At 69.2% G+C, this 7,405-nt stretch carries 6 protein-coding genes; 2 read left to right on the forward strand and 4 right to left on the reverse strand.

The features are described from left to right. Positions 1-108: 108 nt before the first annotated feature. The 3 genes from ACFU53_RS44940 to ACFU53_RS44950 form a co-directional block, all read right to left on the reverse strand. On the reverse strand, positions 109-447 hold the full coding sequence (locus ACFU53_RS44940; protein ID WP_003997576.1) for a P-II family nitrogen regulator: 339 nt from the start codon (positions 445-447) through the stop codon (positions 109-111). Then, entirely contained in the window at positions 444-1,736 is a 1,293-nt protein-coding gene (locus ACFU53_RS44945) for an ammonium transporter (RefSeq protein WP_384005798.1), read from the reverse strand. The genes ACFU53_RS44940 and ACFU53_RS44945 overlap by 4 nt, the downstream gene beginning before the upstream one ends. A 385-nt stretch (positions 1,737-2,121) precedes the next feature. Continuing rightward, a complete protein-coding gene (locus tag ACFU53_RS44950) occupies positions 2,122-3,597 on the reverse strand; it encodes a hypothetical protein (protein WP_384005800.1) in 1,476 nt (491 codons plus the stop codon). A gap of 439 nt (positions 3,598-4,036) precedes the next feature. Here ACFU53_RS44950 and ACFU53_RS44955 point away from each other — a divergent pair, with 439 nt between their 5' ends. Continuing rightward, the gene (locus ACFU53_RS44955; RefSeq protein WP_384005801.1) at positions 4,037-4,693 is read left to right on the forward strand and encodes a bifunctional DNA primase/polymerase; all 657 of its coding nucleotides are present in this window, start codon (positions 4,037-4,039) and stop codon (positions 4,691-4,693) included. Between the two features lie 131 nt (positions 4,694-4,824). Here the strand turns inward: ACFU53_RS44955 and ftsY are convergent, their stop codons facing one another. Continuing rightward, positions 4,825-6,027, reverse strand: coding sequence for a signal recognition particle-docking protein FtsY (ftsY, locus tag ACFU53_RS44960; RefSeq protein WP_384005803.1), 1,203 nt, complete (start codon positions 6,025-6,027; stop codon positions 4,825-4,827). A 324-nt stretch (positions 6,028-6,351) separates the two neighbouring features. On the opposite strand from ftsY, the gene ACFU53_RS44965 reads away from it, so the two are divergent. Beyond that, the gene (locus tag ACFU53_RS44965; protein ID WP_384005805.1) at positions 6,352-7,323 is read left to right on the forward strand and encodes an LLM class flavin-dependent oxidoreductase; all 972 of its coding nucleotides are present in this window, start codon (positions 6,352-6,354) and stop codon (positions 7,321-7,323) included. The last annotated feature ends 82 nt before the right edge of the window (positions 7,324-7,405 follow it).

Below are 7,405 nucleotides of genomic sequence, written 5' to 3' on the forward strand. Positions count from 1 at the left end.
CCTGGAGGAGGCGCAGCCGGGCCGCCGCATAACCGCTGGGTCCCGAGTCCTCTGCATCCGTACGTACGTCCGTACTCGTCACCCAGCGACTCCTGTTCTTCTCTTCGATCAGAGCGCGTCCGGGCCGCGCTCGCCGGTCCGGACCCGAACGGCCGTCTCGACCGGGAGGGACCAGACCTTGCCGTCACCGATCTTGCCGGTGCGGGCGGCCTTGACGATGACGTCGATCAGCTGCTCGGCGTCGTCGTCCTCGGCGAGCACCTCGATACGGATCTTGGGAACCAGGTCGACCGTGTACTCGGCACCCCGGTACACCTCCGTGTGGCCCCGCTGCCGACCGTACCCACTGGCCTCGGTCACCGTAAGGCCGTGCACCCCGAAGGCCTGCAGGGCTTCCTTGATCTCGTCGAGCCGGTGCGGCTTGACGACCGCGGTGATCAGCTTCATGCCTCGACCTTCTTGCTCTCGGGGGCAGCGACGCTGCTCGTGGTGCTGGCGGAGATGTGCGAACCGGCCGCCGAGCTGAAGTCGTAGGCCGTCTCGGCGTGCAGGGCCTGGTCGACACCGGTGACCTCGTCCTCCTCGGACGCCCGGAAGCCGATCGTCTTCTGGATGGCGAAGGCGATGAGCCAGGTCACCACGAAGGTGTAGCCCATGACGGAGAAGGCACCCGTGGCCTGCTTGCCGAACTGGTCGAGACCGCCGATCCCGTCGGTGGCCAGGAAGCCGACCATCAGGGTGCCGAGCACACCGCCGACCAGGTGGACGCCGACGACGTCGAGGGAGTCGTCGTAGCCGAGCTTGTACTTGAGGCTGACGGCCCAGGAGCAGACGGCACCGGCCACGATGCCGATCAGGATGGCGCCGAAGGCGTTGACGTGACCGCCGGACGGGGTGATCGCGACGAGGCCCGCGACGGCACCGGAGCAGGCACCGAGGGTGGTGAACGCGCCGTGACGGATGCGCTCGTAGATCAGCCAGCCGATGATGGCCGCGGCGGTCGCGATCTGCGTGTTGATGGCCATGCGGGCGGTTGTGCCGTCGACACCGAGCCAGGAACCGGCGTTGAAGCCGAACCAGCCGAACCACAGCAGGGCAGTGCCGATCATGACCAGCGGCAGGCTGTGCGGCCGCATCGGGTCCTTCTTGAAGCCGATCCGCTTGCCCACGACGAGGACCGCGGCGAGCGCGCCGATACCGGCGTTGATGTGAACCGCCGTACCACCGGCGAAGTCGATGACGCCCAGCTCGAAGAGCCAGCCGCCCGGTGCCCACACCCAGTGCGCGACCGGGAAGTACACCAGGGTGACCCAGAACGCGACGAAGATCATCCAGGCGCCGAACTTGACGCGGTCGGCGAGCGCACCGCTCATCAGGGCCGGGGTGATGACCGCGAACAGCATCTGGAAGAGGATGAAGGCGAACGCGGCGATCTTGTGCGGTTCGCCGTTCGCGCCCGCGACGAAGCTGTCGACCGTGCTGGTGACGTCGATGCCCTTGAGGCCGATCGCGTCCAGGTTGCCGATGAAGCCGCCCTGGTCACCGCTGAAGGCGAGCGAGTAGCCGTACAGCACCCACAGGATGCTGACGATGCCCAGCGAGATGAAGGACATCATCAGCATGTTCAGCACGCTCTTGGCCCGGACCATGCCGCCGTAGAAGAGCGCCAGGCCCGGCGTCATCACCATGACGAGCGCCGCGCTGATCAATACGAATCCGGTATCTGTGCCGTTCAATGCCGGTATCTCCTCGTGGTCGGAACGGCCCGTGCGGATGCGGAAGCTTGGGGAGCTATCGGGGAGGGCCGACTGTGCTGAGGAGACTGACGCAGCACCGTTTCACAGGGAGTTTGGAAATGTTTCTTGGAGGTGACGAACACCCCCATCACGTTACAGACAGGTGAAACGTGAATCTCGGAGGATTCATCCCGTGTGGGGCCCAGCCTCTGCGGGGCCCTCGGCGGATAACGGTTTCGTATCCGATGGAACTTCCGGTGGAACCTCCCGAACGGACCGACCACGGCAGACCATCCGATGACCTGGCATGGGGGAGCCGAGTCGGGCAGTCGGGATGGCCGGCCGCGGCCGGAGTCAGTGGGGCCCGCGATACGCCGGGCCGGGGTCAGACCGCCTCGGCGGTCTCGGGGAGGTGGACGGCGAGCTGGTCGGTGAGATGGACGACCTCGGCGAGACCGCCGAAATCGCGTACGGCCGTGTCGACGGTCTTTCGGATACGGGTGTTGACTCGCTCGGAACGGACCTTGCCGGCGACGTCCATGGCCTGCTTGGCCATGGCCGCCCCCTGCTCGGGCTCACGCTGGAGCAGATGCACGGTGGCCATGCCGATGAGGTTCAGCGCGTACGACCGCTGGTGTTCGGTGTCCGTGGAGAAGAGCTCGACGGCCCGGCGCATCACGGGCTCGGCCAGGGACGCGTAGGTCGGGCTGCGGCCGGCGACATAGGCGAGGTCACGGTAGGAGTGGGAGTTCTCGCCGTGCAGCTCGGCCTCGTTGAAGAAGCGGATCCAGTCGGGGTCCGGGTCGTCCCACTCCTCGGCGTCGGCGAAGACGTCCTCGGCCATCCGGACGGCCCGTTTGCACTTTCCGGGCTGGCCCATGGTGGCGTAGGCGCGGGCCTCCATCGCATACAGCATCGACTGGGTACGGGGGCTCGCGCAGTCACGGCTGCCGTACTGGGCGAGATGGATCAGTTCGAGGGCGTCGTCGGGCCGGCCGAGGTGGATCATCTGGCGGCTCATGCTGGAGAGGACGTACGAGCCGAGGGGTTTGTCGCCCGCCTCCTTGGCCGCGTGCAGAGCCAGGACGAAGTACTTCTGGGCGGTGGGCTGGAGGCCGATGTCGTAGCTCATCCAGCCGGCCAGCTCGGCCAGCTCGGCGGCGACCTTGAACAGCCGCCGCGTGGTGGCCTCGGGCTGGGGCTCCTGGAGGAGGTCGGTCACCTCGTGGAGCTGGCCGACGACCGCCTTGCGGCGCAGACCGCCGCCGCACTGGGCGTCCCACTGCCGGAACATCGCCGTGGTGGACTCGAGGAGGTCCAGCTCCGGTTTGGAGAGCCGGCCGGCGCGGCGGGCGGCGGGCGACGGCTCGGGCTCCGCGCGCGGGGCGGGGGGCGAGGGGACGAGCCAGCGCTGCATCGGCTCGATGAGGGCCGGGCCCGCGGAGAGGGCGAGCGAGCTCCCGAGGAAGCCGCGCCGCGCCAGCATCAGGTCGCTGCGCGAGAACTCGCTGATCAGCGCCACGGTCTGCGGGCCGGTCCAGGGCAGGTCGACACCGGAGACGGACGGGGACTGATGTGCTGCGCGCAGCCCCAGGTCCTCCACGGCGACGACACAGCCGAACCGCTCGGAGAACAGCTCGGACAGGATCCGCGGGATCGGCTCGCGCGGGTTCTCCCCGTCGAGCCAACGCCGTACGCGCGAGGTGTCGGTGGAGATGTGGTTGGCGCCGATCTGACGGGCCCGGCGGTTCACCTGCCGGGCGAGCTCGCCCTTGGACCAGCCGCTGCGGACGAACCACGAGCCCAGCAGGTCGTTCGGGCGCTTGTCAGCGTTCGTGCCGCTTCCGCCGTTGCCGCCCACTGGAACGCCCCCATCCCTGAAACCACTGTGCGCTGTGTGCGCCAATCCCTGTGCGCCAAGCCCTACCAGAATGCCGGTTACCACGCCGTACGTCCGACCCTCGTCACCCATCGAACGGAAAGACGACTTGCCTCCGGCATACCCATAAGTGCATATACCCCCAGGTCCCGTGCACTTAAAGTAATCCTACGATCACGCGCCCGGCCACGGCGATTCCAGAAACGCCACCATTCGCCACCCCTTCGAATGAACTCACGACCGCCCGTACGCGATTCACTTGACACATGACGGCCGGGAGTGGGCGGAGCGATGCATTCAGGGGCGCGCGTCGTCGACCGCACCACCGGGGGTGCCGTAGTGCGCCGCCAATATGGAAGCAGAGCGTCGCATTCCGACTCCGTCGCGTAACCACCGGCGCGCTGGACCCGTTGGAGGGGGCATGGGCTTCACGATCGGCGGCATTCGGGAGATGCGATCCGGCACACGTCGGCGCGGCCGTTCCTCGGAATGCACGGCCGTGGCCGAGTTCACCGGCCTCTGGGGTTGGGACGTCGTCCCCGGCGCACGGACGGCCTCAGGCGCGTGCTCGTGCGGTAGGACCACCTGCTCCGCACCAGGCGCGCATCCACTCGACTTCGCGCCTCCCGTCCGCGCCGGAGCGACGCTCGACGAGGTGACCGAGGCCTGGGGCGAGTTTCCCGGTGCCTCCGTGATGTTGCCGGTGGGCCGCTCCTTCGACGTGATCGAGGTCGCCGAGTCGGCGGGCCGGCACGCCCTCGTCCGCCTCGAACGCATGGGCCTGCCCGTAGGCCCGGTGATCGCCACTCCCGAGGGCCGCGCCCACTTCTTCGTCGCCCCGGGCGCCGCCACCGAGCTGTCCACACTGCTCTACCGCATGGGCTGGGACGACCCGTCCGCCCTCGACCTGCACGGCCTCGGCCCGGGCAGCCATGTCACCGCCCCGCCCTCCGACCGAGGCGGCCTCGGCCCGGTCCGCTGGCTGCGCTCCCCCGCCCTCGACTCGGCGACGAAGCCGCCTGCCGCGCGACTGCTGCTGGGAACGCTGGCGTACGTGGCGCACAGGTCGCGGGCCTAGCCCCAGCTTCCCCATACGTACACAGCGAAGCGCCCGTCCCCGACTGCAGCTTGGGGCGGGCGCTTCTTCGAGGATCTACCAAATAGTTGTTAGGTAAATTCTCGTCTACCAAATAGTTGTTGGACAGATCCTCACTCGCCGATAAGCGCATCCACGAACGCCTCCGGCTCGAACGGTGCCAGGTCGTCCGCACCCTCTCCCAGGCCGACGAGCTTGACGGGTACGCCCAGCTCGCGCTGTACGGCGATGACGATGCCGCCCTTGGCAGTGCCGTCGAGCTTGGTGAGGACGATGCCGGTGATGTCGACGACCTCGGCGAAGACACGGGCCTGGACGAGGCCGTTCTGACCGGTGGTGGCGTCGAGGACGAGCAGGATCTCGTCCAGCGGCGCGTGCTTCTCGACGACGCGCTTGACCTTGCCGAGCTCGTCCATGAGGCCGGTCTTGGTGTGCAGCCGGCCGGCGGTGTCGATGAGGACGACGTCGGCGCCCTCCTCGATGCCCTCCTTGACGGCGTCGAAGGCGATGGACGCCGGGTCGCCGCCCTCGGGGCCGCGCACGGTACGGGCACCGACCCGCTCGCCCCAGGTCTGCAGCTGATCGGCGGCGGCGGCGCGGAAGGTGTCCGCGGCGCCGAGGACGACATTCTTGCCGTCGGCGACGAGGACGCGGGCGAGCTTGCCGGTGGTGGTGGTCTTGCCGGTGCCGTTGACGCCTACGACCATCACGATGCCCGGGGTGTCGAGCGGCGAGTCGGTGTTGACCACGCGGTCGAACTCGGGGACGAGGATCTTCAGTAGTTCCTCGCGCAGCAGAGTGCGCAGTTCGGCCGGGGTGCGGGTGCCGAGCACCCGCACGCGCTCGCGCAACCGTTCGACCAACTCCTGGGTGGGCTGCACACCGACGTCGGCGGTGAGGAGGGTGTCCTCGATCTCCTCCCAGGTGTCGTCGTCGAGGTGCTCGCGCGAGAGCAGCGTGAGCAGCCCCTTGCCGAGCGCGTTCTGCGAGCGGGAGAGCCTGGCGCGCAGCCGTACGAGACGGCCGGCGGTCGGCTCGGGGATCTCGATCGCGGGGGCGGTCGGCGGCTCCTCGACGGCGACGGGTGCCGTCGCCGTGGCGTCCGGGAGGTCCACCTCCTCGATCGTTCTGCGCGGTTCGTCGCGCGGTGTCTCGGCCTCGTCGCCGACATGCGGCTCGGCCGGAGGTGCGGTGATGTCGGGTGTCGTGGGGGGAGCCGGGGGCAGCGGCTTCTTCCTGCGGCTGCCTACGACGAGCCCGCCCAGCACGCCGAGCACGACCACGGCGATGACTAGAGCAAGAATGAGAGTTTCCATAACAGCCCCAGTATGGCGCGACGTCCCGTTTAGCCGTTCGTTGCACTTGTCGGACCACGGGTTCCCGGGCTGGTTCCAACCCGACTGGCGCTGACCGCGTAGGACCTGGTCGCTCGCCGAGCAACCGGGCGGCGTGAGCCAGGAACCCCCCTGACAGGGGAGGGTTCAAAACGCGTCCAGTATGCGAAAGGCGCGCCGGGTACGCGGAGAAGCGTCCCCAGGGTGTGTGACGGCCCATGCAGTGGGTCGTCACACACCCTCCTCTAGAAACCTGACACCTCGTCAGCTAACGTCCCCCTCCACAGCCGCCCGAAGGGGGTCCCCATGCCCGTCACGGTCGTCCGTTTCAACCTGGTCGAGCCCGGCGCCACGCCCGCCTCGCTCCGGGCCCGCTACCGGGCCGCCGTCGAGATGGCCGCGTACGCCGATGAGCAGGGCATCAGCACCGTGCAGACGGAGGAGCACCACGGGGTCGAGAACAACTGGCTGCCGTCGCCGTTCGTCTTCGCGGGAGCGGTGTTCGGGGCCACCCGGCGGATCGCGGTGACGGTGTCGGCCGTGATCGGGCCGCTGCACGACCCGCTGCGGCTGGCCGAGGACATCGCTGTACTGGATCTGGTGAGCGGCGGACGGCTGGTGACCGTCGCCGGGATCGGGTACCGGCCGGAGGAGTACGCGCAGTTCGACGTCGACTGGAAGGGGCGCGGCAAGCTCCAGGACGAGCTGTTGGAGACGCTGCTCCAGGCGTGGACCGGTGAGCCGTTCGCCTACCGGGGGCGCACGGTCCGGGTCACCCCACGTCCGGGCACCGAGCCGCATCCGCTGCTGCTGGTCGGCGGCTCCTCCAAGGCCGCGGCCCGCCGGGCGGCGCGCCTGGGTCTCCCCTTCTTCCCGAGCGCGCATCTGCCGGAGCTGGAGGCGTACTACAAGGAGCGGCTCGTCGAGTACGGCACCGAGGGCTGGACGATGATGCCCGCCGCCGAGACGCCGTTGCTGCACGTGGCGGATGATCCGGACCGGGCGTGGGCCGAGTACGGCGGGCACTTCCTGCACGAGGCGCGGACGTACGCCTCCTGGCAGTCGGCCGGCATCCGGTCGGCCGTGCGGTCGGGGGCGGCGACGGTGGCGGGGCTGCGCGCGGAGGGCGTGTACCGGATCGTCACCCCGGACGAGTGCGTGGCTCTGGGCCTGGACAACTACGTACTGCATCCGCTGGCCGGCGGGATGCCGGTCGAGGAGGGGTGGCGCGGGCTTCGGCTGTTCGCCGAGCGGGTGCTGCCACGCCTCGACCGCTGAGCGATCACCGCACCCCTCGATGCGGCGAACCGCCGTCCCGGCCCGCTCAGTGGTCGGGCCGGGACGGCGGAGGGGTACGAGG

This window comes from Streptomyces sp. NPDC057474, assembly GCF_042802555.1.
GTDB lineage: Bacteria > Actinomycetota > Actinomycetes > Streptomycetales > Streptomycetaceae > Streptomyces.

Coding starts and splice junctions, on each gene's coding strand:
- ftsY (WP_384005803.1), bottom strand. CDS start 6,027: ATGGAAACTCTCATTCTTGCTCTAGTCATCGCCGTGGTCGTGCTCGGC.
- ACFU53_RS44965 (WP_384005805.1), top strand. CDS start 6,352: ATGCCCGTCACGGTCGTCCGTTTCAACCTGGTCGAGCCCGGCGCCACG.
- ACFU53_RS44940 (WP_003997576.1), bottom strand. CDS start 447: ATGAAGCTGATCACCGCGGTCGTCAAGCCGCACCGGCTCGACGAGATC.
- ACFU53_RS44955 (WP_384005801.1), top strand. CDS start 4,037: ATGGGCTTCACGATCGGCGGCATTCGGGAGATGCGATCCGGCACACGT.